This window comes from Tenacibaculum sp. Bg11-29 (assembly GCF_002836595.1).
Classification (GTDB): domain Bacteria; phylum Bacteroidota; class Bacteroidia; order Flavobacteriales; family Flavobacteriaceae; genus Polaribacter.
The window spans coordinates 40,791-65,698 of sequence record NZ_PJBB01000003.1; the positions used below are offsets into that span (position 1 = coordinate 40,791).

General features: G+C 28.9%; 30 protein-coding genes. 3 read left to right on the forward strand and 27 right to left on the reverse strand.

Annotation, left to right across the window (positions count from 1 at the left end; translation table 11 throughout):
- Positions 1–129 precede the first annotated feature (129 nt).
- Positions 130–777: a DUF2459 domain-containing protein gene (locus tag CXF68_RS00165; RefSeq protein WP_101042352.1), complete on the forward strand. Its 648-nt coding sequence runs from the start codon at positions 130–132 to the stop codon at positions 775–777.
- Between the two features lie 51 nt (positions 778–828).
- Here the strand turns inward: CXF68_RS00165 and CXF68_RS00170 are convergent, their stop codons facing one another.
- Genes CXF68_RS00170 through CXF68_RS00220 form a run of 11 tightly spaced genes read right to left on the reverse strand, consistent with a single transcriptional unit; the run spans position 829 to position 6,467 of the window.
- Positions 829–1,533, reverse strand: a complete 705-nt coding sequence (locus CXF68_RS00170) for a YqjF family protein (protein WP_101042353.1) — start codon at positions 1,531–1,533, stop codon at positions 829–831.
- Between the two features lie 6 nt (positions 1,534–1,539).
- Positions 1,540–1,935, reverse strand: a complete 396-nt coding sequence (locus tag CXF68_RS00175; protein ID WP_101042354.1) for a hypothetical protein — start codon at positions 1,933–1,935, stop codon at positions 1,540–1,542.
- A gap of 9 nt (positions 1,936–1,944) precedes the next feature.
- Entirely contained in the window at positions 1,945–2,691 is a 747-nt protein-coding gene (locus tag CXF68_RS00180; RefSeq protein WP_101042355.1) for a class I SAM-dependent methyltransferase, read from the reverse strand.
- Entirely contained in the window at positions 2,682–3,416 is a 735-nt protein-coding gene (locus CXF68_RS00185) for a DUF2071 domain-containing protein (protein WP_101042356.1), read from the reverse strand. The genes CXF68_RS00180 and CXF68_RS00185 overlap by 10 nt, the downstream gene beginning before the upstream one ends.
- Positions 3,403–3,816: a DoxX-like family protein gene (locus CXF68_RS00190; RefSeq protein WP_232771584.1), complete on the reverse strand. Its 414-nt coding sequence runs from the start codon at positions 3,814–3,816 to the stop codon at positions 3,403–3,405. The genes CXF68_RS00185 and CXF68_RS00190 overlap by 14 nt, the downstream gene beginning before the upstream one ends.
- Positions 3,795–4,268: an SRPBCC family protein gene (locus CXF68_RS00195; RefSeq protein ID WP_101042358.1), complete on the reverse strand. Its 474-nt coding sequence runs from the start codon at positions 4,266–4,268 to the stop codon at positions 3,795–3,797. The genes CXF68_RS00190 and CXF68_RS00195 overlap by 22 nt, the downstream gene beginning before the upstream one ends.
- Before the next feature lie 43 nt (positions 4,269–4,311).
- Positions 4,312–4,686: a hypothetical protein gene (locus CXF68_RS00200; protein WP_101042359.1), complete on the reverse strand. Its 375-nt coding sequence runs from the start codon at positions 4,684–4,686 to the stop codon at positions 4,312–4,314.
- A gap of 23 nt (positions 4,687–4,709) precedes the next feature.
- Entirely contained in the window at positions 4,710–5,201 is a 492-nt protein-coding gene (locus tag CXF68_RS00205) for a pyridoxamine 5'-phosphate oxidase (RefSeq protein ID WP_101042360.1), read from the reverse strand.
- Positions 5,198–5,548 (reverse strand): hypothetical protein, encoded by a 351-nt coding sequence (locus CXF68_RS00210; protein ID WP_101042361.1) that lies wholly within the window; start codon positions 5,546–5,548, stop codon positions 5,198–5,200. Before CXF68_RS00210 ends, CXF68_RS00205 begins: the two co-directional genes overlap by 4 nt.
- Positions 5,545–5,922, reverse strand: a complete 378-nt coding sequence (locus CXF68_RS00215) for a hypothetical protein (RefSeq protein ID WP_101042362.1) — start codon at positions 5,920–5,922, stop codon at positions 5,545–5,547. Before CXF68_RS00215 ends, CXF68_RS00210 begins: the two co-directional genes overlap by 4 nt.
- Before the next feature lie 38 nt (positions 5,923–5,960).
- Positions 5,961–6,467 carry a GbsR/MarR family transcriptional regulator gene (locus CXF68_RS00220; RefSeq protein WP_101042363.1) on the reverse strand — a complete coding sequence of 169 codons (507 nt, stop codon included), beginning with the start codon at positions 6,465–6,467 and terminating at the stop codon, positions 5,961–5,963.
- Between the two features lie 118 nt (positions 6,468–6,585).
- On the opposite strand from CXF68_RS00220, the gene CXF68_RS00225 reads away from it, so the two are divergent.
- Both CXF68_RS00225 and CXF68_RS00230 read left to right on the forward strand, forming a co-directional pair.
- Complete coding sequence (locus CXF68_RS00225) at positions 6,586–7,068, forward strand: RNA polymerase sigma factor (RefSeq protein WP_101042364.1); 483 nt, start codon at positions 6,586–6,588, stop codon at positions 7,066–7,068.
- Positions 7,052–7,669: a hypothetical protein gene (locus tag CXF68_RS00230; RefSeq protein WP_101042365.1), complete on the forward strand. Its 618-nt coding sequence runs from the start codon at positions 7,052–7,054 to the stop codon at positions 7,667–7,669. Before CXF68_RS00225 ends, CXF68_RS00230 begins: the two co-directional genes overlap by 17 nt.
- A gap of 41 nt (positions 7,670–7,710) precedes the next feature.
- On the opposite strand, the gene CXF68_RS00235 is transcribed toward CXF68_RS00230, so the two are convergent.
- The 16 genes from CXF68_RS00235 to CXF68_RS00310 all read right to left on the reverse strand — a co-directional run bounded on the left by CXF68_RS00235 (position 7,711) and on the right by CXF68_RS00310 (position 24,904).
- Positions 7,711–8,427 carry a hypothetical protein gene (locus tag CXF68_RS00235; RefSeq protein WP_101042366.1) on the reverse strand — a complete coding sequence of 239 codons (717 nt, stop codon included), beginning with the start codon at positions 8,425–8,427 and terminating at the stop codon, positions 7,711–7,713.
- A gap of 9 nt (positions 8,428–8,436) precedes the next feature.
- The gene (gene recQ, locus CXF68_RS00240) at positions 8,437–10,551 is read right to left on the reverse strand and encodes a DNA helicase RecQ (RefSeq protein ID WP_232771585.1); all 2,115 of its coding nucleotides are present in this window, start codon (positions 10,549–10,551) and stop codon (positions 8,437–8,439) included.
- A gap of 78 nt (positions 10,552–10,629) precedes the next feature.
- A complete protein-coding gene (locus CXF68_RS00245; RefSeq protein WP_101042367.1) occupies positions 10,630–13,785 on the reverse strand; it encodes a S41 family peptidase in 3,156 nt (1,051 codons plus the stop codon).
- Between the two features lie 309 nt (positions 13,786–14,094).
- Positions 14,095–14,430, reverse strand: coding sequence for a hypothetical protein (locus CXF68_RS00250; protein ID WP_101042368.1), 336 nt, complete (start codon positions 14,428–14,430; stop codon positions 14,095–14,097).
- Positions 14,431–14,919: a hypothetical protein gene (locus CXF68_RS00255; RefSeq protein ID WP_157821820.1), complete on the reverse strand. Its 489-nt coding sequence runs from the start codon at positions 14,917–14,919 to the stop codon at positions 14,431–14,433.
- Between the two features lie 129 nt (positions 14,920–15,048).
- Positions 15,049–15,627, reverse strand: coding sequence for an NAD(P)H-dependent oxidoreductase (locus CXF68_RS00260; RefSeq protein ID WP_101042370.1), 579 nt, complete (start codon positions 15,625–15,627; stop codon positions 15,049–15,051).
- 61 nt (positions 15,628–15,688) lie between these two features.
- The gene (locus tag CXF68_RS00265; protein ID WP_232771586.1) at positions 15,689–16,273 is read right to left on the reverse strand and encodes a Crp/Fnr family transcriptional regulator; all 585 of its coding nucleotides are present in this window, start codon (positions 16,271–16,273) and stop codon (positions 15,689–15,691) included.
- Between the two features lie 147 nt (positions 16,274–16,420).
- On the reverse strand, positions 16,421–17,239 hold the full coding sequence (locus CXF68_RS00270) for a hypothetical protein (protein WP_101042372.1): 819 nt from the start codon (positions 17,237–17,239) through the stop codon (positions 16,421–16,423).
- Between the two features lie 64 nt (positions 17,240–17,303).
- The gene (locus CXF68_RS00275) at positions 17,304–17,969 is read right to left on the reverse strand and encodes an SH3 domain-containing protein (RefSeq protein WP_157821821.1); all 666 of its coding nucleotides are present in this window, start codon (positions 17,967–17,969) and stop codon (positions 17,304–17,306) included.
- 56 nt (positions 17,970–18,025) lie between these two features.
- Positions 18,026–18,487 carry a hypothetical protein gene (locus CXF68_RS00280; RefSeq protein WP_101042374.1) on the reverse strand — a complete coding sequence of 154 codons (462 nt, stop codon included), beginning with the start codon at positions 18,485–18,487 and terminating at the stop codon, positions 18,026–18,028.
- A 112-nt stretch (positions 18,488–18,599) separates the two neighbouring features.
- A complete protein-coding gene (locus CXF68_RS00285) occupies positions 18,600–19,634 on the reverse strand; it encodes a S66 peptidase family protein (RefSeq protein ID WP_101042375.1) in 1,035 nt (344 codons plus the stop codon).
- A 108-nt stretch (positions 19,635–19,742) separates the two neighbouring features.
- Positions 19,743–20,282 (reverse strand): sigma-70 family RNA polymerase sigma factor, encoded by a 540-nt coding sequence (locus CXF68_RS00290; RefSeq protein ID WP_101042376.1) that lies wholly within the window; start codon positions 20,280–20,282, stop codon positions 19,743–19,745.
- A 268-nt stretch (positions 20,283–20,550) separates the two neighbouring features.
- Positions 20,551–20,892 (reverse strand): DUF3703 domain-containing protein, encoded by a 342-nt coding sequence (locus tag CXF68_RS00295; protein WP_101042377.1) that lies wholly within the window; start codon positions 20,890–20,892, stop codon positions 20,551–20,553.
- Positions 20,893–20,941: 49 nt separating this feature from the next.
- Complete coding sequence (locus tag CXF68_RS00300; RefSeq protein WP_101042378.1) at positions 20,942–21,385, reverse strand: FKBP-type peptidyl-prolyl cis-trans isomerase; 444 nt, start codon at positions 21,383–21,385, stop codon at positions 20,942–20,944.
- Between the two features lie 31 nt (positions 21,386–21,416).
- On the reverse strand, positions 21,417–23,030 hold the full coding sequence (locus CXF68_RS00305) for an amidohydrolase (RefSeq protein WP_101042379.1): 1,614 nt from the start codon (positions 23,028–23,030) through the stop codon (positions 21,417–21,419).
- Between the two features lie 125 nt (positions 23,031–23,155).
- The gene (locus CXF68_RS00310; protein ID WP_101042380.1) at positions 23,156–24,904 is read right to left on the reverse strand and encodes a S41 family peptidase; all 1,749 of its coding nucleotides are present in this window, start codon (positions 24,902–24,904) and stop codon (positions 23,156–23,158) included.
- Positions 24,905–24,908 lie beyond the last annotated feature (4 nt).

The following is a 24,908-nucleotide window of genomic DNA, read 5'->3' on the forward strand; positions in this document are numbered from 1 at the left end:
GCATAATTAATTACTTAATAAGTTTTTCATTCGGAAAAATCTCGTGGACTTCAAAGGCTTGTAATTATTTGTTAAATTCACGCAAACAAATCATGTAAAACACGTTAGCAAACATAAGAGTTGATCTATATGAAAATAGGAAAAAAAATAATTAAATGGATTTTATACTTACTGTTAATTCCAATAGTATATATAATTATTTCTTTAATACTATCTTCAATAACAGTCGGTAGAATTGTAAATAATGAAAGTTCTGAAAAACTGGTTTATTTAAATACAAATGGAGTTCATTTAGATATTGTAATTCCAATAGAAAACGTTGAGGACTTAGTGTTATCTGGAATAAAACACAATAGAAACGAAAAGTATTTATCTTTTGGTTGGGGAGATAAAAACTTTTATATCAATACACCAACTTGGGGAGATTTGACTATCAATAATGCTTTTAGAGCATTATTTTTGGAAAGTTCAACTTTAATACACGTAACTCGCTATAAACAAAAACGTTCAGATTGGATTGAAATAAAAGTAAACGAATCTGAATTACAAAAACTAAACAGTTATTTACTAAATACATTTGAAATTAATAAAAACGGAATGAAAACAATCCTTAAAAATAAAAGTTATTCATCAATAGATAATTTTTATAAAGCAAAAGGGAGTTATTCATGTTTTAAAACTTGTAATAGCTGGGTAAATATAGGATTTAAAGAAAGCGGATTAAAATCTTGTTTATGGACACCTTTCGACTTTGGATTAATGAACAAGTATGAATAAAAATCTAGCACATAAAAAATACTCCATTCTATAAATTCAACAATTACTCTTTTAGAACACGATCTTATTTTCTACAGAAATCTCTGAACCTTCCATTAAAAATACGGAAGTTGGTTTTTGATTTTCTAACTCTTTAAAGCACTTTCCGTAAGTTGCTAAAAAATCTATAGCAACCTTATAATCTTCTACTAAATACTGTTTCCATTTTGGGTGTTTCACTTCATACTCTGTTGTTATATTTATATTTTTAGCATAGCCCCAATAATGCTCTGCAATAAATTCAGCTTCTGAATTCTCTTCAACTTCACACAAAGTATTTGAAACCTCAACAGAAATTTCATTCCACTTCTTAGCTTTTTTCCATTGGTAAGAAACCTTTAATTTTTCATCAGATTCCTCCCATATATGTTTCATTGGTAAGGTTTCATAATTTTCGTTGTAAATGGTATTTGCAACAAATGTTATTGCCGATTTTGGTACAATTTCTTTAATAAACACTACTCCTCTTTTGTATTCATTCTTAACTTTTCTTTTTACATAAAACCGAAGATTTACTTCTTCAAAGTTTCTATGAAACGGAATCTTCATTCCTAATATTTTAGTGTCTAAAAACATAAAACCAATAACGCTAACATAGCATTTGTCATTAAAAAAATCGAGTTCAGTACCATTCGGCACATACTTTTGTAATATTCCTGGATTTACTTCGTAATTAATCATTACCAACTTTCGCCATGCTGCATTTAAAAAACTCATATTTTTTTAATTTAAATATATTATAAAAAAAACCACACTTAAATACACCCAAAACAATGTAAACAAAACATGCATTATTGTTTCAAATATTTTCCCTTTCCATAACATCGGAGAATATACAAATAATTGAAAAACGAGCCTCACGAACCAAAAAAGAGACAAGCCAAAAGCTATTTTTCTACCTAAGTTTGTTTCAATAATTTCTTCTGTTAATGTAAAACATAAAACACCTATCAAAAAAACAACAAAAGCTATAAAAAAGGTATGAACCTTCATCATTTGTTGATTAATTAAACTCAATGTACTTAACTCTTCTTTCCAATTAAAATATTTTGAAAATCCGATATGCAAAAAGGCTAGTAGAGTTAATAATACTCCTATTATTTTTAAATGAATATACATAGATATTTTTTATGGATTGCAACTAAAAACAGACATAAATGGCGTAAACTTAACTTCTGAAACAGAATTAAAACCTGCTTTTTTAAATACTCTTTCCCACACTTTTCGAGAAAAAAAATGTGTGAACCCTATTGAAAATGCTATGAAATTTGGAAAATCTCGTAAATGTTCTACCATTATTATTTTTCCTTCTGGTTTACAAATTCTGTAACACTCTTTTAAAAACTGAACTTTCTCAGACTCTTTCCTTATTTCATGAGCTGCTGACAACAGAAAAACAACATCTACAGATGCATTTTCTAATGGTATATAACTTGTCTTAATTTCTTGTGTGTTTGGATATTCCATTGTGACCTTTCTAGCTCTTACAATAGCTGCTTCAGTATGTTCTTTTACATTGTAAAAATCAAAAACTTTTAAAGTCGCATTTGGAAATTTATGTTTAATGATAAAACTTGTTTCATCAAAACCTGCATTTATATTTACGATATCTTTAGTCTTAAATTTTATAATACTATCTAACCAAGACAATGTATAATACTTTGAGAAATCATACACATACATCGAGACTATTAATGGCATTATAAATCCATAAAGAAATAACAATAGAACACTCAAAAACAAACTATCTGGCCATTTTAATAAAAATTGACTACCAACTAATACTGCTAGAACGATTAAACCGATAATATAGAAGTGTCTATTAAAACTTAAAATATTTAAAACTCCTTGAAATTTTCTTCTCGCTATTTCCATAATTCTACTACTCCTTTTTTCCAGTAATACGGTACGTTCTCTATTTTAAAAGCATTGGCTAGCACACTTTTTTCTAGTTTTAAATCTTCTAAAAAAGAAATATCATACGCTGTTATATTTACAGGTTTTGGCTTCCAGTTCTTTCGTACTCCTTCAATAATTAAAACTTCTTTTGATTTTTCATTATACGTAAACGTAAATGGTAACGGGCCTGCAAACCTTCTTGCTTCTTTCCAATTATCAAAAGGTGATGACTTAGGTAAATCAATAGCACCTATCGTTTCTTTTATTACGATCTTAAAATTAGATTTTTTTGAATATATTTCTGTAACATCTTCTTTTTTAATTTGATTGATATCTGTAGCTGTATAATTATAATGTGTGAAGATATTCCCCATAAAAGCCATCTTCTTTTTATTTGTTTCTGACTTTAAAATATACAACCCTCGTAATTTTTTTCCTTTTGCATTCGTATAGCGAACGAAAACACGGTACCCTATTAGAAAGAAATCATTTCCTAAAAAATTCGGAAACCCTTTTGGCCTTAAGTTTTTTGTTTGCACGGTTGCCATTGCTATAAACGCCCATTTATCTTTAAACAAATCCAACTCCAAACATTCCGGTATTAACTCTGCTAATTCTTCCTTTGGTACAGCAAAAGTTAAAACAAGTGAACTTTCAAAAAAAGCTTCTACTCCGAATAAATGATTCTTAAGAAACGACATCTTTATTTATTTTTTTAATTAGTACAAACTCATTGTAATACACCAATGCAACAAACAAGCAGCCATAAATAATATTGAACTTACCCCAGAGCAATATATCTGAAGCAAAGAAGAATTCTATAATATTCATTACAAGAACTATTGTTATTTGAAAAATAGCATTTAACCTAGATTTAAATCGACTTAAAACCCAAACCACCATTACTAGTTCTGACAATCCTATTAATATGGTTAATTCACTAGTATATTCACCACCTAAAATTCTTGAAACAATTTGTTGATGCCTTGGTTCAAAATTTAAAACCTTACAGAAAAGTCCATTTATTAGCCAAACCGCACTAATAAAATAAGTTACTAAACTATTGATTACTTTTAAATTCATGTAAGTATTTCTTTCCATTTTTCTGTTTCTGCAAATGCTTTTATGGTATCATTTCTAAGAATTAGAAAGTTGGTCATATATTTTTTCAAGAACAATAGGTCTACTAATTTACCCAATATTCCTAATGGAGAAACATACTGTAAAACATCCACCAAAGTTGTTATATTATCTTCATATGAAAAATAATGTTCATGCCTAAAACTTTTAAAAGCACCTGAAAGCATTATGTCGGCAAAATAATTTGGTGAGTCACATCCTATTACTTTTGATGTGAAATTCTGATATACACCCAAATGTTTCGCTCTCCATGTAACTGTTTCATCTAGTTCTATTAATCCTTCCGTTTTCCCTGAAATTGCTTTTTCATTTGTTTTTTTAGTAGAAATTTTATGTAGTTCTATACTTCTAGAAAGGTCAAAAACTAATTTTTGAGCCGCTTTTATTTTGGTGAATAATACAATTGTAGGCATAATTTCTGTTTTTAGGTGTTCATTATTTTTTCACACAAATTATTTATTCATTTACTAGTTCCGTTTCTCCTTGCCTGCTTGCTTTTCTTCCTTTTAAGAAAAAAAGAATAAAACAGATCATTACAACTCCTAAATAGATTGAAAAACCACCTATTTTACTACTTAAAGTTTCAACTAAATCTTTATAATCTACCAATCCATAAATTTTGATAATTCTTAACGCAAAACCAATATTTAATAAATAAAAACCAATTTTAAAAAGCTTATTGGTAGCCATGGCTATTTCAACTTTTTGATGAAATATATCTAACATAAATATTTTACTATTTTTAAAAAGATGTTGAGATACAAGTGTTGTTAATCCAATACTAATTGGTAAATAAATTAAATACGCGATTAATTCTAATGATGTGTTCATAATTTTATTTTTAATTGTTTTTATTATAATTCTCTAGTCATTTTACCTAGGTTTATTTTTTCTATTTTTATAAATTTTATTTCACGTACCATGGGCATATCATTCCATAAATACTTATTACCTTTTAACATTTTAGTTGATTTTACTCTTCGTTGCATAGCACGTAATTCATTACTTGTAGCATTTCTTTTTACACCTAACTCACCATATAATTTCACTGCTGGATACTGAGAAAACGTACCTTTAAATAAACTCTTAAGCCAAAACCATTTACTAGAATTCACTGCTAGTATGCAAACGTTTTTATTTTCTTTAGCATTTTCACCTAGTTTCGTTGCAAATTTTTCAAAATAAAAACCTGTTTGATTCTTATTTAAAAACAAAGAACCTATTGGTGTAACTGTTGGTTCATTATGTACGTTTACTGAAGCTATAGAAACGTGCATGTTTACTCCGAAACTTTTTTTAAAGTGTACCTTAATTTTTGGCCAATCTTTTTCTAAACTTAGTTTCATATTGTTGTGCTTTTAAATTGTTTATGGATTATATATACTGTGTAAATGTTTATAATATGTAGCGAAGCTATAATCAACAAAATATAACTTAATCGATTACATATTTCGAGAATCATCATTGTCGCACTGTTAATTTCTTTTAGTGAATTTAAACTCCAAACAGTTAATCCTATATTTAATAAATAATATGCAATTCTTAGTAGTTTGTTAATACCGTTTCCAAAAGCTATTCTATCTGGAAAATAATTTAATATATATACCTGTCCATTTTTATAACACATGTTTCCTACCCAAATAACGATCGCACTTGATAATAAAATATAAATAACATAGGTGAGTTGATTCATACTTCCTGTTTTAGAGATTCTAAAATATATGTCCAGAAGAGTGATAACAATACAGGTACAACACACATTACTATCGAAATAAACCCTTCATTTGTAGAGTTTTTATAAAAATGAGCTAAAACATACAGTAAGATAAAATAGATTATTACCGTACTAAAATAACCTAGAATTTGCCTACAATATTTCATATCTATAAACCTTAAATAAAAAAGAGTCATTAAAGATGAAAAAACTTGGTATACACCTATTCCGAAAGCTAAAATGGCTGCTAATGAAAAATAGTCTTTTTCTACTATTCCAATTAATAGCAGTATTAAAAATGGAATCATTAAAATTCTATTAATCCATGTCATAATCGAGATATTTATTTTCATAGTTTCAGAAATTATTGAAAGTTAATTTTCAAATTTTTTTACTTTTTTATCATTTTTGTAAAGCTTGATAATAACCAATGTTCATCAGCCTTTATCGTTTTATCTAGAATATTATTTACGGTAGTTGTTACGGTAGATAAGTCTTTCATAACCTTTTTAAAAGCTTCAACATCTTCCGATTCTTCTTCAACATCCGTTTGTAATTCTTCTAAAACTTTTAAAACAGGTTCAATTTCACGCTTCTTTCGCTCTTTGGTAACTTGTTTAAACAACTCCCAAATATCTTTATCTGCAACAAAAAACTCTTTACGTTCTCCCATAACAAACTCTTTCCTTACAATTCCCCAATCAATCAATGCTCTTACATTCATGTTTACATTTCCTCTCGAAATTTGTAAAATTCCCATAATATCATCTGCTGATAAAGGGTTTGTAGATACTAATAAAAGTGCATGAACTTGCGCCATGGTTTTGTTTATTCCCCAACTAGTTGCTAAACTTCCCCAGGTATGTATGTACTTTAATTTTGCAGCTTCTAAATTCATACAGCAAATATATAACATATTATTAAACTTTCAATAATTATTGAAAATAAAATAATATATTTTTTTATGTTATCTTGTAATACTTTTAATTCTATGAATACTAATCAATAAAACAATTTTGAGTAACGACTTTTACACAACATCTATAGTACCGCATGCAGGTCTTATAATTAAAATATGTAGAGCATATACAGATTCTCAGGAAGATTTTGAAGATTTTTATCAAGAGGCATGCTTACAAATTTGGAAAAGCAGAGATGCTTTTAAAGAAAAATCGAAGTGGAGTACTTGGATATACAGAATCACACTAAATGTTTGTCTAACTTTAAATAAGAAGAACAAACGAAGAGGGACTAATGTAGAAATACTTCATGAAGAGTCTGAAAAAAACACCGCTTTTAAAGATGAGAATTTGAATTTACTGTATGATGCTATCAAAAAATTGTCAGAGACAGATAGGGCAGTTATTTTATTGCATCTGGAAGAAAATCCGCACAAAGAAATTGCTACAATTATAGGAACGAGCCCAAATAACATTGCAGTTCGTATTAACAGAATTAAAAAACAATTAAAAATTATACTAGATGGAAAAATCAATTGAAAAAATATGGAACGAAGCATTTATTAACGAACAAGCATTAATTGCTCCAAAAATAAATGGATTATACAATCAAAAATCAAAGTCGGTTATCAATAAAATAAGAAGAACTTATGAAATAGATAATAAAGGATTGCTACCTATGGCTTTCATATTAGTTATAGGAATGAGTATGTTTTCTGAAGCAATTATTGGAATTTACGGCGCTTTCTTATTATTAAGTTTGTATTTTTTTAACCAACGTTTATTGAATAAATTTAAGACAATTGATGTAAAATCTGACAACTTAACTTATTTAAAAAGCTATAGAAACATTATTACTTTAATTACAAAATCTACTAAAAAACTTTTTGTTTTTGCGATTCCAATGGCAGTTTTATCAATTTTCGCAATTGCATATACTATTAAAGAAAAGAGCTTCTTATCAAAATTTATTTCAAGCGACACAACAATTATTGAAGTTTTAGGTATTGGTTTAATCGTTGCTATTATTGTTTCTTTTATTGGAATACTAATTTTTAAACTATCTACTAAAATTTTATATGCAACGCTAATTTCAAAACTAGATAGCATTATTAAAGAAATGGAAGAGTTAAAAAACTAAACTTAAATTATAACGGAATTGTATCATAATATAATTCCGTTTTACTTTTTGGTACGTGTTCTTTTTTTCAATTTAAAAATACGGTCATCATAGTAAGCTACTAGTTCATTTACAAATAACATTGGTTTTTCATAAGATGTTAAAACTGTATACGTATGTGAAGATAATAAACTTTCTAACTGACGCTCTAACGCTATTATTTGATTTTTCAAATAAGCATTATTATCAATAACATTACTCTTTATTGACACATTATTTAATGTAATTGAAGTGTTTCCATTAAAAATATGTGCGTGATATGCTTGTAATTCTTCTAATGTTCCCGTTTTATATATTTCAATAAGTTTGGTTGTAATATCAGTAGCTAGTTCTTGTTCATTTTCTTTCAAAGAAAACTTATCAGGATGCACATATAACATAGCCTCTTTGTATAAACGCTTTTTTTCTTTTTGATTAGAGTCTTCAGAAAGGAGTGCTCTTTTTTTAACTATTTTTAGGCCTGTTGTGGCAACATCGTTTTTATCTTTCTTTTTCTGCGCTAAACGTTTTTCTTTTTTAGCTTTCTTTTGGATTTTATATAAGATAGTTAATTCTCTTTCTTCAACTAATAAATCTGCAATAGCATTTCTTAAAGATTGTTCAAACGGAAATAAATCCTGCTCTATTTGATTAATTTCTTTCTTTAAAGAAACTATCTTTTCTTTTAATTTTAAAAGATTTACATCCGTTTTTTTAATAAGAGATTCACTATCTTTCATACAACAACCTTATCTTTTCTTTTGTAAAATAGTAAGTCCTATTCTTATTTGCTCATAAGGTACTTTCTCTCCTAAAAACTCAAAATAAGGTTTTAAAGTAGGTTCGTTTTTTAATACTTTTTTTGCATTTGCAATTAACTTAATAGTATTTGCATCAATAAATTCATCTAAACTCACATCTTTTCCTTCTAAATATAATTTAGACAAATGAGAAAATATTGTTTGTGCTTTTAAGTTTCGTTTTTCTGCGATATCATCTATTGAAAAACCTTCTTTATATAAAGCATACGTTTCTAAAGTCGTATCTTTTTTACCTTTCTTTTTTTCTTTAACAAAGGTTTTAATCTCTTCCATAAACTCGCCTCCATACACTTCTAGTTTTCGTTTCCCTACGCCACTTATTGTCATAAATGCCGAATCTGTTTGCGGGCGTTCATTTTCTAATTCTCGTAAAGTCGCGTCACTAAAAACTAAATAAGCGGCAATATTTTCTTCTTGCGCTATACGATAACGTAGTTTTCGTAAACGTTCAAACAAAGTGTCTTTAACAGCTGTTTTTGATACCTTTCTTCCTTTAGAGTTGGTTACCTTTTCTTCTTTCTTAAATTCAACAGGTACTGTTAATTGAATTTTCTCTCCATTAAAAAGTACTTTCTTAGAAAAATCAGTTAATTGTAATGTGTTATTTAAATGGAATGCTATCTGACAATATCCTTGGTTTATTAACTGAATAATATAATGCTGCCAATCTTTCCAAGAAATATCTGCTCCAATTCCGTAGGTTTTTAAAGTTTGATAATTTTTATCTAAAACTCCTGCATTTTTTGCACCTCTTAATACGTCAACCACCGTACCCATAGCTTCTTTTTCTTGCAATCTATAAATAGCAGAAAGTGCTTTTTGAGCTATAACTGTTCCATCAAAAAACTGCACTGGATTTTTACACACATCACAGTTACCACAATCATCTTCTATTAATTCACCAAAATAACTTAGTAAAACTTTTCGTCTACATGCAGTTGCTTCTGCAAACTGCTTCATACGATCTAACTTCGCTTCTTGTACTTCTTGATTACTGCTATTCGCAATAAATTGACGCAACTGAATTACATCTGCATAACTATGAAACAACAATGCTTTTGCTGGCAAACCATCACGCCCAGAACGTCCTATTTCTTGGTAATAACCTTCAATATTTTTAGGCATATTATAATGAATCACCCAACGCACATTCGATTTATCGATTCCCATACCAAATGCAACTGTAGCACAAATAATTTGAACCTCATCTTTAATAAAATCTTCCTGATTCTTAGAGCGTTCTTCAAAAGTTAATCCCGCATGATACGATTTTGCATTTATTTTTTGCTGCTTTAACTTCCCTGCCAATTGCTCTGTTGCTTTTCTACTTAAACAATACACAATACCAGCTTCATTTGGTCTTTTATTGATAAATTTAAGTATCTGTTGAACCCTGTCATTTGCAGGTCGTACCTCTAAACTTATATTTGCTCTATTAAAAGAGCTTACATATTTAGTTGCATGAGGTACTGCTAATTGTTCTAATATATCTTCTTGAGTTGCTTTATCTGCTGTTGCTGTTAATGCAACAATAGGTACGTCTGGTAATGTTCTTTTTAAAAATGATAATTGTTTATAGGAAGGTCTAAAATCATGCCCCCAAGCAGATATACAATGCGCTTCATCAATAGCAACACAACTTATATACGTTTGGTTTAATATATTTTGAAGCAATGCTAAACTTTCTGGAGCAACGTATACTAATCTTACTGTTTTATTAACAATCGCATCAAAAACTTGTTGTTGCTCTTCAGGTGATTGACTACTGTTGTAATATGTTGCTGCTATTCCGTTTGCCTTTAAACTATCTACTTGATCTTTCATTAAGGCAATTAATGGTGAAATAACTAATGTTATTCCGTCAAAAAACAATGCAGGCAATTGAAAACATATCGATTTTCCTCCACCCGTTGGCATTATTACCAAGGTATCTTTTTTAGCTAAAACATTTTCAATGATTTTTTGTTGCTCTAATCGAAAGCTATCATATCCAAAATTTGCTTTTAATTTCTCTAATAAATCGTTCTCTGTTATCTGCATCATATTTGCAAAAATAGCTATAAAAAAAGCATAGAAAATAATTTCTATGCTTCATTTTATTTTTAGTAAAATCAGTTATTTCTAGTTTAAATCTTTCAATAAAACCTCAACTGCTTTTTTAAGTTGTGCATCTTCACCTCTTTCTTTCCATCCTGGTGCATTTTTAACTAAATAATCAGGAACTGCAGGCGCTTCATTTTCCATGTTTTTTCCTGTTTTTTTAACAAACCAAGCTCTAAACGGCATACGAATTGCTCCGTTTTGTAATCTTTTTCCTCCTGTAGAAACTACGGCTCCGAATGTTGGTTGCCCTACTAACTTCCCTAATCCTAAATTTTTAAAAGCATGTGAAAAAATTTCAGCATTCGAGTAACTATTCTCATTACACAAAGCAACTACTGGTTTTGTGTTTACTGATAAGATTGCACGTTCATTAAACGGATAATTCCCTGCAAACTTCTTATTATTTTTTAAACTCTTAACCGCTCCTCTAGGTATTGTATAAGCATGTTGATCTACATTTAAAACAGCCATTAATCTGTCGGTTGTCCAACCACCACCATTATAACGCACATCAATTACAATTCCTTTTTTACCATAACCACTTGCTTTTAATTCACGCTCAAAACGTTCGAAACTTGGCATGTTCATTCCTTGAATATGAATATATCCTAATTTTCCGTTTGAATATTCATCTACTAATTTTTTACGAGAAGTTATCCACGCTTCATACTGTTGCCCTCTAATAGATCTTTGTGGTCTTATTACCACATCTTCTTTGCCTTTTAAACTCAACAAAACTTCGTTTCCTTGGGTTTGTTTTAATAATTTATAAAAGTTTGTATTTTTAGCAATTTTAGCACCATTTATAGCAACAATAATATCTCCCTTATTTAATTTACTTTTCGATTTATCTGCAACTGTATTTTCTAAAACATAGTTCACTTTTACTCCGTCATTAGAATTTGTTACATCTAAGCCTAATAAACCTACTTTATCACTTGTATTTTTAGGGGCAGTTCCTCGATATCCCATGTGACTTGCGTTTAACTGGCCTAATAATAAATTATACATATACGTATAATCTTGATGTGTGCTTGCAGATAATACCCAAGGTCTATATTTTTTAACCAACCCGCTCCAATCATATCCATGAAATTCAGGATCATAAAAACCAGCCGTTAAAGCTCTGATTCCTTCATTAAAAACCTGCTCATATTCTTTCTCTCTATTTTTGGTGTACGTAGCCGAGTGTGGTAATTTTGTTACTTTATCAGACTTTGTATCTAAATTACTTAAACTTCCTCTTGTTGTAAAGTAAACTTTTCCTTTATTTTCAGAGATTCCTCTTGCACCTCGCACTGCTTTAATTGCTTTTGGTTTACTTCCATCCCACTTCACTTTGTAAGTACTTCTTTTTTTACTTGCAGGATCTGTTGCTGAAAAATAAATAAACTTACTATCTGCACTAAAAACTGGGCTATATTCATTGTCTTGTAAAGAAGTTACCTGAACTAAACGATTGTATATTTTATCTTCATCAATCTTAACAATTACTTCTTTCTCCTTTTTCTTATCCTTTTTACTAGATTTTTCTTTTTTCTCTGGATAATAAGAACCTTCTTCATGATCTTTCTTAGATTTTTCCCAATCAGATTTATCTAACCAAACCATCCAAACATCATAATTAATTCCGCTTCTATTTGATAAAAACGCTAACTTTTTACCATCTGCACTCCAAACAGGATTTCCATCACTTCTTGGGTGCATTGAGACATTCATCTTAGTTGAAGGATTTTTAATAGACTGAATAAATATTTCGCTATCAAAATTTAAATCTTCTTGTGAGTATGCGATATAATTACTGTCAGGACTCCATGAAACGCCTTCGGCTGCTGCCCATGAGTTTGAGTACTCTTTCGATTTAACAATTTTACCGTCTTTTAAATCGGCAATCATTAAAACTCCTCGACCAACTTGATATGCTATTTTCTTACCATCAGGAGAAACTAAAGAACTTTCTATATCTTCTTTACTGTTGGTTAACTTCGTTACTTTAGTTTTTAAACTACGATGTAAGCCAACCAATGTATCTGTAGAAACTGTACTATATAACTGATAAACACCACTTCTATCGGATGAAAAAACAACCGTTTTATCATCTACCCATTGTGGATTGCGATCTCTAAACGAATGTTTACTCACATTGTTCGAGCGTTTCTTTTCTTTATTATTTTCTTTTACAAAAATTTCTCCGTTAATTTCGAGTGCTATACTTTTTCCGTTTGGTGAAACTGCATAACTACTAATTCCGTTAGAAACTGTTTTCGTTTCTTCTTCTTCAAATCGATTATCAGAAAAAATAGTTAAGTTTATTTTTTGCTTCGAACCGTTTTCAACTTTAAATAAATTTACACCGCTTAAATAAATAAACATTCCCTTATTACTTACTGAAAATGCTCTAACACCATCTTTTTTCTCTGAAGTTAATTGAGTTGCAACTCCATTCGAAGTTCCGTTTGAAGAAATTGATTGCTTATAAACGTTGTATCTTCCACTTTTTGCACCTACATAATATAAGTTACCAGCAGCATCCCAAATAGGAGAATGATCATTGATATTATTGTTTGTTATTTGAATGTACTTCTTCGTTTCTGTATTATAAATCCAAATATCTCTTTGTGCTGAACCTGAATAATCTTCACGTGCAATACGACAAGCTCCTTTAGTAAAAGCTATTAACTTTCCGTTTGGTGAAACTGTTGCCATTTCTCCATAGGCTGTTAATAAACGTTGTGGTGTTCCTCCTTTTTCGTTTACAGTGTACATTTGCGCATCCCATTCTGGCCCTCTAAATACACGACGAGTTGTAAAAACAACATCGCCTTTTTCTGTCCAGTTAGTTGGTATGTTTGCCGTAGGGTAATATGTTAATTGCTTTGGTACTCCTCCATTTACAGAAGTTGTAAATATATTGTCGTTCCCTTTTCTATTTGACGAAAAAGCTAACGCTGTTCCATTAGTGTTCCAAACCGGGTTACTTTCATACCCTTTATGAATTGTTACCCTTTTGGATTGCTTATTATTAAAATTATATATCCAAATATCTCCATAATAACTAAATGCCATTTGGGAAGCATCATTGCTTATAGCAGGTTTTCGAATTAAAGCATTTTGTGATATTGATACGCCTATACTAAATAGTGTACCTAGCAGGAATAAAGTATTTTTAAACATTCGTTTGGTTTTATATAAACGAAGTTAGATTTTTATGAATATTCTACATAAATTTTAAGAAATTTTAACGTTTATACTTATAAACGATATATAATTCTTAAAATGTGTATATTTTTATTGTAAGCGTAATTTCATTAATGTTTCCGTTACGGTTAGTATGTGAATAAAAATAATGAACTTCTGATTAAGCACTTAATAATAACTTTTTATTTTGTTATTACCTTTTTTATTCTAAAGTCAAATCAAAAATATCTGGCAAATCTAATTAAAAGTTCTTAGCTTTAGATTAAGCACTAAACTTAGTAATTATTAACAAATGACTTTCATTCTTTTATTATTAATACCTTTATTAACTTTTTGAATTAATTCTGCGTAAGTAAATTTTCTAATCGTTTTTTGTAATTCCTTTGCCTTTTCTATTTCAATTTTAACCCAGTCCGATTTAAATACACTTTCAGTTTCAATTAAAATAATTTCATCACACTTTTCTAGCTCCTCAAAAACTCTTTGTTGTTTGTTTATGGAATTATTATGTAAAAGGTCAATATAGACCTCTCCATATTCAGAAAACATATCATTTACGCTTGTCAAAAAATCTAATGATATTATTTTGTCTCTTGTCGTATAGCTTATGAAATATTTCATTTAAATTACTTTAAAGAGAAATAAAATTAAAGTAAAAGTATTTAATCCTATGAAAACGTGATACATTCTAACTGACGGATTTTTTAGGGCTCTTTTCCATCTATCAATTTTTGTTCTATTATCTTCTAAGGTAAATTCTTCGCTATCAAAATTTTCATTGCTTATTGTATTCCTCTCTTTTAATTTCTTAAACCTTTCATCCATTTTTTCTCTCAAATTTTCTTGATGAAAATAGGTGTAGCTATCCAAATACCAAAATGTGAAGGTTAGTATGTATAACGTGACAAATAAGGAAAAATCTAATGAATTATTTGATAGTTTTATAATTGCAGGAATTGATATCCCAATTAATATTAGACACATTTTTTTCAACTCAGTACTTGCAGAACTAAATCTGGCTGTTGCTGAATGTAATTGTTCTATTATTTTCCAATCTACTTCATCTTCAAATGAGCTTTTATACTCTTCTTTATTTATCATTTTTTTCACTTTTTACCCAACACAGTTAAGAATATAATTTCATTTTAATGAATTATATTCAATGTTAACGAAATTAGCTAAAAAAGAAATAAAATCAAACTAAATTTTACAATACCATCACCATCTAATTTCTTATAGTTATCCCATTTTTTCTCCTAACAAGCTTATCTTTTTCAACCATTTTTCTCTAAAATTTAAAGTAGAACCTTTAATTACTGAAATAAAAGTAACTTTAACAGGCGTTATTCCGCAAAACTGTAGCGTCCCTTTTTTAAACTGATTAATAGCTGGTCGTTTCATAATTAAAAAATCATACCATTTTGGTGTGTCTGAAGTAATAATTAACCGTGCTGATTTTCCTTTTAAAAGTTTCTGAGGTAATGGTTTTCCTTCAATTGGCTGAAAGGTAATTCCTGGTAAAAATGTTCTATCAATAAAACCTTTCATTAATGCAGGATAACCTCCCCACCATATTGGAAATACCCATACAATATGATCTGCTTTTTTAATTTTATCAATTGCATCAATAAGGTCTAGTTCTAACTCCATTCTTTTTCGATAGCCAAACCTTAAATTAGGGTTAAAATCTAAATCAGAAATGTTAATTTGAGTAAGTTCAGAATCCGTTTTACTTACCCCTTTTATATAAGCTATTGATAAAGCGTAATTAAAACTCTCTTTATCTGGATGGCCGTTAATTATTAAAATTTGTTTCATGCTTGTTCTATATATTTTTACAAAGAACTGCACCTTTTAACTTTTTTGAAAGGACATATGTCTAATTCGAGATAGACTTTCGTATTCTACTTAAATGTCTTTGAGTAATACCTAAATATGAAGAAAGATAGGTAAGTGGAATTAACTGCAAGAGTTCTGGCTGATTGGTAAGTAAATCACGATATCGCTGCTCTGCTGTTTCTCTTTGTAATAAGAAAACTCTTTTTTCTAGCTTAATATATTCTTGCTCTGCAATAATCTTTAAAAACTTCAACCATTTGATACTTAATTCTTCTAATTTTAGAATATCTTCTCTTGAAATAGTTAATAATTCAACATCAGTTAAAGCCTGAATATTTTCAGCTGTTTTATTTTGTAATAAAAATGAAGAATAAGCGCTAACAAAGGTATTGGAGAAAATAAAACAATATGTAACTTCTTCTTCTATTGAGGAGTGATAAAATGACCTAAATAAACCAGAGGTTACGAAACTAACTTCTTTACAAACTTGGCCTTCTCTAATGTAGAGATCTCCTTTTTTAATTTTTTTTAACCTTACTTTTTGTTCAAATAAATCAATATCCTCACTGGTTAAGATATTAAATGTTTCTAAATAACTTCTCATTTTACTTATTACTGCGACCATAGTTAACAGGAAATATAAAATCTACTGATCATAGCGTTCCTACAAGACAGTATTTTTATTTTATAAAAAGGTTTTACACTGAATGTAAAGATACACAAGTCATCAAAATTGCGAACCTAAAATTTCATTGTTTATAAATACCTTGTTTTATTTTTCGTAATACTCTTTTAAGGTAATGTTTTTATTTTTTGTCAATTCTTTCAATTGATTTAAAATATAATATCTATGCATAAACCCGCAGAGTACGACAATTCTTTTACCTTGATTTTGTTCAGATATTCGCATTATATTTTTAGCCATTGTTTGATTTCTTAAATCCCAAAAATCACCTGCTAACTGAAATCCTTCTCTATAACTTATTTTTTCCCCATTTGGTTTCTTATGAAAATAAGTTTTAAATTCATCTCTTTTATTCGTGATTTTTGTCAACATTTTATATTGATAATATTGTCTTTCTGCACAAATACTATCGGTTGTCGGATTATTGAAATTTTCGGGAGATTTAGATGCTAATACTATTAACGGTTCTAAAAGAGCATTGTACTTATCGTGAATTTTAGCTTCTGAAACTGATAATAAATTTGCTTTATTTAAGCTATCTAAAAGTTTTGTTGTAAATCCATCGGTAGGTCGTGATCCAATATTTATTCTATATTCGTTTCTCCCTTCAAACTCATACGGTCTTAACTGAATTGTTGGATACTTTTTAGCATATTTTTCAGATGCTATACCCTCATTACTATTTGGTTTCTTTTTATATTTAAATTTAGCAGTAAAAAACGAAGAATCTAGTTCTCTTAATATAAAATCAGGCTTTACATCTTCTAATATATCAAAGAGAATATCTGAATTAAAATTAGGTGCTGGTTTATGTAACGCTCCTATAACAATTATTTCAGTTGCCTTTTCTATTTTACAAGATAAAATTGTTATTAAAGTAAGTAATACTACTATTATTTTATTCATTTTTTAGTTATTATTAATACCTCTTCTATGTTACGTTTTTCTAAATAAAGTAAACGAATAGAAGCTATTCTTTTAAAATTTCTAATTTTACTATCGAAGGAAGGTAAGCTTTAACAATTGTATAATCACCAGAACAACAAGGAAAGGATGAAACTTTCCACTTCCAAAATATTTTAAACGATTTATCTAAGTATTTTGGGTTATCGTTTAATTCTTTTTTATCAAAAAGTGATATATCTCTAAAATCATTTTGTCCAAATCCAAAATCATATGTTTTCCCATCTGAATCTTCAAAATTTATGTGATGATAGTCTCCTATGTCATTTCCTTTATAAATAACGACAAGAGGATTCGGAACATCTTTCCATTGCTCTCTTTCATATTCAATAAGCTGTTCTAGTTCTAATTTATAATTCTCTGAACACTCAACTATAAAATCATGAACAGTCCATTCATTCATGTTTGATTCACTCTTTTTATTTATTAGATATCTGCCCAAAACATACCCAATAAAAATGGAGTCCCTCTCAACGTTACTGATTTTAAGCCATTCTTTATCTATTTTTTTAACAACCTCAATCTTTTCTAAATAATTAAGTTGACCTATAATACCAGATCTTGAATTTGGTTTTTCTCTTATATTCAAACCATTTTTAAGATTAACATATTTTATCTTTTGACTAAAAGAAAAAGTGCTAACTAATAATAAAATTATGTATACTATTCTCATTATTTTTAAATACAAAATCCACATTAACCCAAAATTTGAAGTAATGATAGGGCTTATTAACTATTTTCTATTTTCGCTACTACTCGTAAATTTAACACCTCCGTTTTGAACTTATATTCTAATTCTTCAAAGTTTCTTTCCTCAATTATTTTTCTTTCTTTTGAATCGATAATAAAACTCACTTTTGTAATCCATGTATTGGATACATTTGAAAAATCAGATTCAATAGTTCTTTCATCTGAATTAATTTCTATTTCATAATCTTCAGTTAGTAAAATTATTTTAGCTCCTTTAAATGTTTTTAAATCAATTTTACTTAAAATAGTAGAATTCAAAAATAAAGTTTCATTGAGTTCTTGAAATTCAACCCAAAATTGACCATCTTTTGATTCAGCAATTTTAATACCTGAAATACTTTTTATTATATTTTCAGTATAAGTATCAACATGTAATCTTTTCATTGCTCTCATGTTTCCAAGAGATGCTAATATTTCATCTTTTTTTCTAAAAATATTCATTTTGAATTTACTTTTTTAAGTTTAGCAAAAATTAAAACTCTCATTTTATTCTTTATCTAGTTTTAGAAAAAATATAGCCTTTTACAATAGCTATCTTTATTAATTGCTTTTTTTAATTTACTAAAGCATTCTCAACTATAGAAAAAGTTTTATTTATTGGATCTATTTCAGCTTTTATTCCATAAGGAATCGTAAAAGTAGGACAAGTATGCCCAAAATCCATTTCAGTAATTATAGGCAAATCTGTTAAACCAGCTTCGTTTCTAATTACTTGTATTAATGCATTCTCATATTCTTTTATATATTTATTATCATAAGGTCTTCCTATTATTAGCCCATTAATATTATGCATTATGCCCGAGGCTACATAATTTCTTAATATCCAAAGAAAATAATGAGGCAATATAGTTGCTTCAGATGTTTCTAAAAACATTATTTTACCTTGCCATTCAGAAGGACTCACCCATAATTTTGTGTCTTTTAAAGTTTCTAAAACATCAAAACACCCTCCTAACAATTCTCCTGAAACAGTTTTAAAACCTTGTAAGAAATTCCAACCATTGGATTTTGTTAACTGTCTAGATTTTTTTTGATTTTTTGGATTATTCCATTCAAGTCGTTCAGATGTCCACCCCTCAATATTTGGTTTAATTTCATTTCTAACTCCATTAGAAAATAAGGTGTTTTTTATATCTGATATTTGATAATTATGCATTCCATTATTTTCTGCAAACCCAACAAGTGTCGATGTTCCGTAGAAAGATGTTACTCCTGCTTTATAAAAGCAAAAATGTGCCACTGTTGAATCAGAAAAACCAATAAAAATTTTAGGGTTTCTTTTAATAACATCAAAATCAATAAATGGTAATATTCTTATGCTATCATCACCTCCAATATTAGAAATAATTGCTTTTATTGAATTATCTTCAAGAGCCTCCATTAAGTCTTCTGCTCTTGCTTTGGGGTTTTCATAAATCCATTTAGCTGATTTCAATGCATTTTTGGTTTCAAAAACTTCTAATCCAAAATTGTCATATATCTGCCTTTTACCAATTTCATATCTACTAGGAATTTCACCTGCTCCACCCCATGATAAAGAAATAGTAGCGACCTTATCTCCTTGTTTTAATTTTTTTGGTTTTATCATAGCTATTTTCTCTTTCTATCCAACGTTATTAAAAATACAATTACACAATAACTAATTATATTCAGCGCAAGCTAAATTATTAAAAAAAATCAGGAATTAAGGTTGTTTTTAACCGCAAACTTTACAATCGTCTTTATCTTGAATTTCACCAACTAATTTACCATCATCATTTAAAATAAAGCCACAACAATCCATAAACCCTTTAGCGATTAATTTACGTGCTCGCTGAATTTGTGATTTTGTGGTTGGTAAACTTTGCTTTAAAGTAATTGCAACTTCTTGTTGTTTTAATCCTTTAATATCAGATAAAAATAAAGGATCTCTATATTTTTTTGGTAAGTTTTGTAAAATACCCCGCAAACAATCTTTTTCTGTATGCGTATGCTCTTCTATTTTTGTTTCCGTTTCAAAATTAGCTAGTTCAAAAGTTTTATTCGTACTTTTAAAATAGTCCATTATAGCATTTCTAGCAATGGTGAATATCCACGCCTTTAATTTCGTAATATCTTTTAGCGTATGGAGCTTTGTGTGTATTTTAATAAAAGTGTCTTGCAAAATATCATCTGTAACCGTAGCGTCTTTAACCTTACTTAAAATAAAGTATTTAACGTCATCGGCATATTTTGTCCAAACTTGATTTGTTGTCATTTTATAAATTTACAAAAATGTTATTACGAAGTCAAGGCTAATTTTCAATTAAACATTAGAAAAAACACCTTATACTTCGTAATAACAAAAAGTTAACAAATTTGTGGTTTAACAATTGCAGTTACTACATGTACAACTTTCGCATGTGCAGTTTGTACAACTTCCTGTTTTACAACCGTCACAATTACACGTACATTGATTTTTATATTTCATGATATTTAATCTTTAAATTCATATAGTAGACTTATTTATATTTAAAAAGATGCATTTATTTATAAAAACATTTTTGAAGTTCTTTTCTAATAGGCATGGGCTTTATTGGCGAAATATTTGCCCCACCAGTATTTCCTTTTGGTACCCAAATGTTTGTAAACAATATAGCAGCTAAAATTCTAGTAAACTGCCCAATTATTTCTTTTACGCTTATTATTCTAATTCCGTAAATAAACATCCAACAATGAGATAACGTGTGCCTATATAAATGTTTTTGCCCTAAAATATGAGCGTTTTCTAAATGATAAAAAGACACTTTAAAGCGATTGCTTTTAAGTGCCTTTTTAGCGAATATTAATTGATTGTAATATTCTTGTTTACGTTGTAGGCGTGTCATAATTATATCGTTTAAGAATATGACACTCATTTACATAAAAAGATGCTCTTTAATGTATTTTTAATAAACTAATATCAAAAACTAAAACAGACCCTCCAGGGATCCCTCTATAATTCTTACTACCATATCCTAGTTTTGATGGAATTAATAAAATACCACTTCCTCCTTCTTTAAAATAAGTAACACCTTCTGTCCATCCTTTTATTACACCTTGTAAATTAGTTTCAAACGCTGAGTTTTGATCAAATACTTTTCCATCTAAATAATAACCTTTATAAGCTATGGTTACCTTTGAGTTTGATGTTGGTTGCCCACCAGTACCTTCAGTATTTATAACATAGTATAAGCCAGAATCACTTTTTTTAGCTGTTAAGTTATTATCGGCAATATATTTTACAATTTCGGCTTCATTCTGTGCGTCAAAATTAGGTTCTTCACTTGAACAAGAAAAGAATGCTGAAATAATTGTTAATAGGGATGCTATTTTTTTCATTTTTAATTATTTATAATTTAAACACTAAGATTTATTTAACTTTTTCACCGTTTACATAAGTTGCTATAACTTTTGTATTCGGAATTTTATCTCCTTCAACTGTCATAATATCATTTTCTAAAATGATAAAATCGGCAACTTTACCAACTTCAATACTTCCTTTCTCAGCTTCTTCAAAATTACCATAAGCATTCCAAATAGTCATTCCTTTTAAAGCATTTTCTCTAGATAAGGCATTATTCATTTGATATCCTTCTTTAGGATATCCTTTTAAATCTTTTCGTATCGTAGCTGCGTAATAGGTATAAAGTGGACTTACATTTTCAATAGGGAAATCTGTTCCTAGAGCTACTTTACCGTACTGTTTTAATAAATCGTTATATGCATACGCTCCTTTAATTCTTTCTGCTCCTACACGGTCTTCTGCCCAATACATATCAGATGTTGCGTGTGTAGGTTGAATAGATGGTAAAATATTTTTAAAATGATGAAAATCTTTTAAATCTACAATTTGTGCATGCTCTATTCTCCAACGACGGTTTTCTTTATTTTTCAGCGCTTTATTATATGTATTAAGCATTACATAATTAGCTGAATCACCAATAGCGTGTGTATTCATTTGATATTCGGAAGCTGCAATTCTCATTGCTAAATCTTGAAGATTATCGTACGAATTTACCAAAGAACCAAAATGACCTTTCTTATCTGAATATTCACTTTTTAAAGTTGCTCCCCGAGACCCCAAAGCGCCATCTGCATATACTTTTACCGAACGAACATGTAATCTATCTGTTTTTACAATTCCTTTTTTCAAATAATAATCTAAATTGGTTTTATTATTTGAAATCATCGCATAAATACGCATTTTTAAATCGCCTGATTGTTGTAAACTATCTATTAATTCTATTACTTGTTTATCTAGACCAGCATCGTCAACAGTGGTTAATCCTAAATCAAAACAAATTTTCTCAGCATCTTTTAACCCTTGAATTTGCTCTCTTTTACTTGGTCTTGGAACTTTAATAAAGTTCATAGCATTGTCAATTAACACCCCTGTAAGTTTTCCTTCTTTTTGAAGAAACTCTCCACCATCAATTTTTGAATTGATTGAAATTCCTGCTAAATTAATTGCTACCTGATTTACTAACATTGCGTGTCCGTCAATTCTACGAACAGCTACAGGGGTTTTAGGAAACAACTTATCTAACTTTTCTTTCGTTGGAAATTCTTTTACTTCCCAGTCATTCTGATCCCAACCACGACCTGTTATAAACGTTGTGTTTTTCTCTTTTTGAAACTCAACAAGTTTTTGTAAAACTTCATCGTAACTTTTTGTCCCTACTAAGTTTACTTTTTGTTGCTGTAAACCCAGTCCATAAAAATGACAATGCCCATCTATAAAACCAGGATATACCGCTTTATTTTTTGCATCGACCGTTTTTAAAGTCGCATATTTATCTTGAATCTCTTTATTGCTTCCAATAGCAATAAACTTACCGTCTTTAATTGCAAAACTTTCAGCTTTATCAAAATTTGAGTTTACAGTATAAGTATTAGAATTTGTTATAATTATATCTGCTTTTTCTTTTTGTACGCAAGAAATGATAAGAGATGTAATGAGTAGCGGAAGTATTGTCTTTTTCATAATAAAGGAAGTTAAATAATAGATAATAAATCAAATGTATTTAATTTATATTAGTTATTTCAAACAAAAAAAGGAAAACTATAATTAGTTTTCCTTTTAAATATATAATAAAAAGTTATTTTAGTTTACTTTATAGCGTTTAAAGCAGCATTATAGGCCGGGTCAATAAACGTAGTCTGTAACTCAGAAACTTGTTCTTGAGTAGGAATTACTTTTATATCTGGGGTTACACCTACAGCTTCAACAATTTTACCGTTACTATCTTTCAAAGCCATTAAGGGCATATAAAAACTTAAATAACCATTTCTTAATCTGTTACCTCCATTAAAAGTATCTTGACCTCCTAAACCAGCAGTACCTCCTGCACTGTTGTCACCAATAATTGTTACATGGTTACCTTGAGATTTAATCATCATAGTACTCATTTCTGACATACTCATTGATGATTCATCAATTAATATAGCTATTGGTACATTTTGTTTAAGACCAAATCTATGTGGGGTAGTTTCTTGTGGTACCCAAGGACTGTAATTAAATCTACCATTACCTTCTTTTGTTCTTTGGTATCCCCAAGTTTTTTGTTGAGTTACAAATCTTTCTGTAAATATGCGAGAATCAATTATAGCTCCACCACCATTACTTCTCAAATCTAAAATTATCTTCTTTACTTCACCATTAGCGATTGGGTTGTAAACCTTTCTATAAAGGTCAAAAGAATAACTTTGAGAAATAGTGTTTAATACATTATCAAAATCATTAGATTTAGTAAATTTAGTCGAGGAGATGTAACCAGAAATAGTTTGGTAGCTTTTTATCCGATTTGTATATATTCCATATAGTTTATCAATAGCATCTTTTTGAGCTTGTGTAGTTGTAGTATTTAAGTAATAAGCTACTAATAAAGACAAAAAGTTCTTACTTTTAGTATTAAAATTTTCTTTGGCCTTGGTAGTGAAACCTGCTAAAGGAATTAAGCTAGCCTCAAGGTCGTCAACTAATTCTGTACTTTTGAAATTGTCAAGAGCAGCTATATAATTTTCATATTCATTTGAGGTTATAATAGTAGATACTAACGCTTTAAGTTCGCTTAAATTATCGTTTATTAAGTTTTCAACTTGAGTACTAAATACATTATCTAAATCACTTAAACCTTTAAAGTATGATTGATTGATTCCTGCAAGACTACTAATATCTTTTAAGACAGGAAATGCACCATCATTAATCGCAAGATTAACAACATCGAATTCTGATAATTGAATGTACATAGTTCCTGGGGCATCTTTTAAGAATCCAGCTAAAATAGGCTTCCCATAATATACAGATTCAGGCTTTAATTTTTGAAGACTCATAATTGAAGAGACATCAGATTGTTTTACTACTGGATTTCTATAAGTTTTACCGAAACTAACATAACCACCTTCCTCAGTGTACTTGTAAGTCATTTTACTAAAAAAAACTTCAACTATACTCGCTTTACGATCTACAGATTTAACACTAGGTAAAGGTATTTTTACAGTTAGATTAAAATGTTGATCTAATATTTTATTTGTAATAATTTCAGCAAAATATTTAAACGTTAAATCAGCCTCTTTTTCAGCTAAAACAGGATCGACATTCGTCTTATTAAAAGTTGTTAAAGCTTTAAATTTAGGACTGTATTTTCTATAAATATCATCCCAATTCTCTTCTTGCTCATTAAAATAATTATAGTCATTATTCATGGTGTCCCAAAAAGTATTGAAAAGGTCAGAATAATTATTTACATCAGTTCTGTCTAATTCAGCAATCTCTAAGGAATCTTCTCTACAAGATTGTAATGTATATAGCGATATTACAACTATAAAAATTTGTAAAATGTATTTAAAATTTTTCATAATA

Coding starts and splice junctions, on each gene's coding strand:
- CXF68_RS00305 (WP_101042379.1), bottom strand. CDS start 23,030: ATGAAAAAGACAATACTTCCGCTACTCATTACATCTCTTATCATTTCT.
- CXF68_RS00210 (WP_101042361.1), bottom strand. CDS start 5,548: ATGAATCAACTCACCTATGTTATTTATATTTTATTATCAAGTGCGATC.
- CXF68_RS00170 (WP_101042353.1), bottom strand. CDS start 1,533: ATGAGTTTTTTAAATGCAGCATGGCGAAAGTTGGTAATGATTAATTAC.
- CXF68_RS00290 (WP_101042376.1), bottom strand. CDS start 20,282: ATGACAACAAATCAAGTTTGGACAAAATATGCCGATGACGTTAAATAC.
- CXF68_RS00250 (WP_101042368.1), bottom strand. CDS start 14,430: ATGAAATATTTCATAAGCTATACGACAAGAGACAAAATAATATCATTA.
- CXF68_RS00165 (WP_101042352.1), top strand. CDS start 130: ATGAAAATAGGAAAAAAAATAATTAAATGGATTTTATACTTACTGTTA.
- CXF68_RS00230 (WP_101042365.1), top strand. CDS start 7,052: ATGGAAAAATCAATTGAAAAAATATGGAACGAAGCATTTATTAACGAA.
- CXF68_RS00285 (WP_101042375.1), bottom strand. CDS start 19,634: ATGATAAAACCAAAAAAATTAAAACAAGGAGATAAGGTCGCTACTATT.
- CXF68_RS00245 (WP_101042367.1), bottom strand. CDS start 13,785: ATGTTTAAAAATACTTTATTCCTGCTAGGTACACTATTTAGTATAGGC.
- CXF68_RS00295 (WP_101042377.1), bottom strand. CDS start 20,892: ATGACACGCCTACAACGTAAACAAGAATATTACAATCAATTAATATTC.
- CXF68_RS00280 (WP_101042374.1), bottom strand. CDS start 18,487: ATGAATATTTTTAGAAAAAAAGATGAAATATTAGCATCTCTTGGAAAC.
- CXF68_RS00205 (WP_101042360.1), bottom strand. CDS start 5,201: ATGAAACTAAGTTTAGAAAAAGATTGGCCAAAAATTAAGGTACACTTT.
- CXF68_RS00190 (WP_232771584.1), bottom strand. CDS start 3,816: ATGGAAAGAAATACTTACATGAATTTAAAAGTAATCAATAGTTTAGTA.
- CXF68_RS00310 (WP_101042380.1), bottom strand. CDS start 24,904: ATGAAAAATTTTAAATACATTTTACAAATTTTTATAGTTGTAATATCG.
- recQ (WP_232771585.1), bottom strand. CDS start 10,551: ATGATGCAGATAACAGAGAACGATTTATTAGAGAAATTAAAAGCAAAT.
- CXF68_RS00265 (WP_232771586.1), bottom strand. CDS start 16,273: ATGGTCGCAGTAATAAGTAAAATGAGAAGTTATTTAGAAACATTTAAT.
- CXF68_RS00270 (WP_101042372.1), bottom strand. CDS start 17,239: ATGAATAAAATAATAGTAGTATTACTTACTTTAATAACAATTTTATCT.
- CXF68_RS00220 (WP_101042363.1), bottom strand. CDS start 6,467: ATGAATTTAGAAGCTGCAAAATTAAAGTACATACATACCTGGGGAAGT.
- CXF68_RS00185 (WP_101042356.1), bottom strand. CDS start 3,416: ATGTCGTTTCTTAAGAATCATTTATTCGGAGTAGAAGCTTTTTTTGAA.
- CXF68_RS00200 (WP_101042359.1), bottom strand. CDS start 4,686: ATGAACACATCATTAGAATTAATCGCGTATTTAATTTATTTACCAATT.
- CXF68_RS00215 (WP_101042362.1), bottom strand. CDS start 5,922: ATGAAAATAAATATCTCGATTATGACATGGATTAATAGAATTTTAATG.
- CXF68_RS00195 (WP_101042358.1), bottom strand. CDS start 4,268: ATGCCTACAATTGTATTATTCACCAAAATAAAAGCGGCTCAAAAATTA.
- CXF68_RS00300 (WP_101042378.1), bottom strand. CDS start 21,385: ATGAAAAAAATAGCATCCCTATTAACAATTATTTCAGCATTCTTTTCT.
- CXF68_RS00175 (WP_101042354.1), bottom strand. CDS start 1,935: ATGTATATTCATTTAAAAATAATAGGAGTATTATTAACTCTACTAGCC.
- CXF68_RS00260 (WP_101042370.1), bottom strand. CDS start 15,627: ATGAAACAAATTTTAATAATTAACGGCCATCCAGATAAAGAGAGTTTT.
- CXF68_RS00180 (WP_101042355.1), bottom strand. CDS start 2,691: ATGGAAATAGCGAGAAGAAAATTTCAAGGAGTTTTAAATATTTTAAGT.
- CXF68_RS00275 (WP_157821821.1), bottom strand. CDS start 17,969: ATGAGAATAGTATACATAATTTTATTATTAGTTAGCACTTTTTCTTTT.
- CXF68_RS00235 (WP_101042366.1), bottom strand. CDS start 8,427: ATGAAAGATAGTGAATCTCTTATTAAAAAAACGGATGTAAATCTTTTA.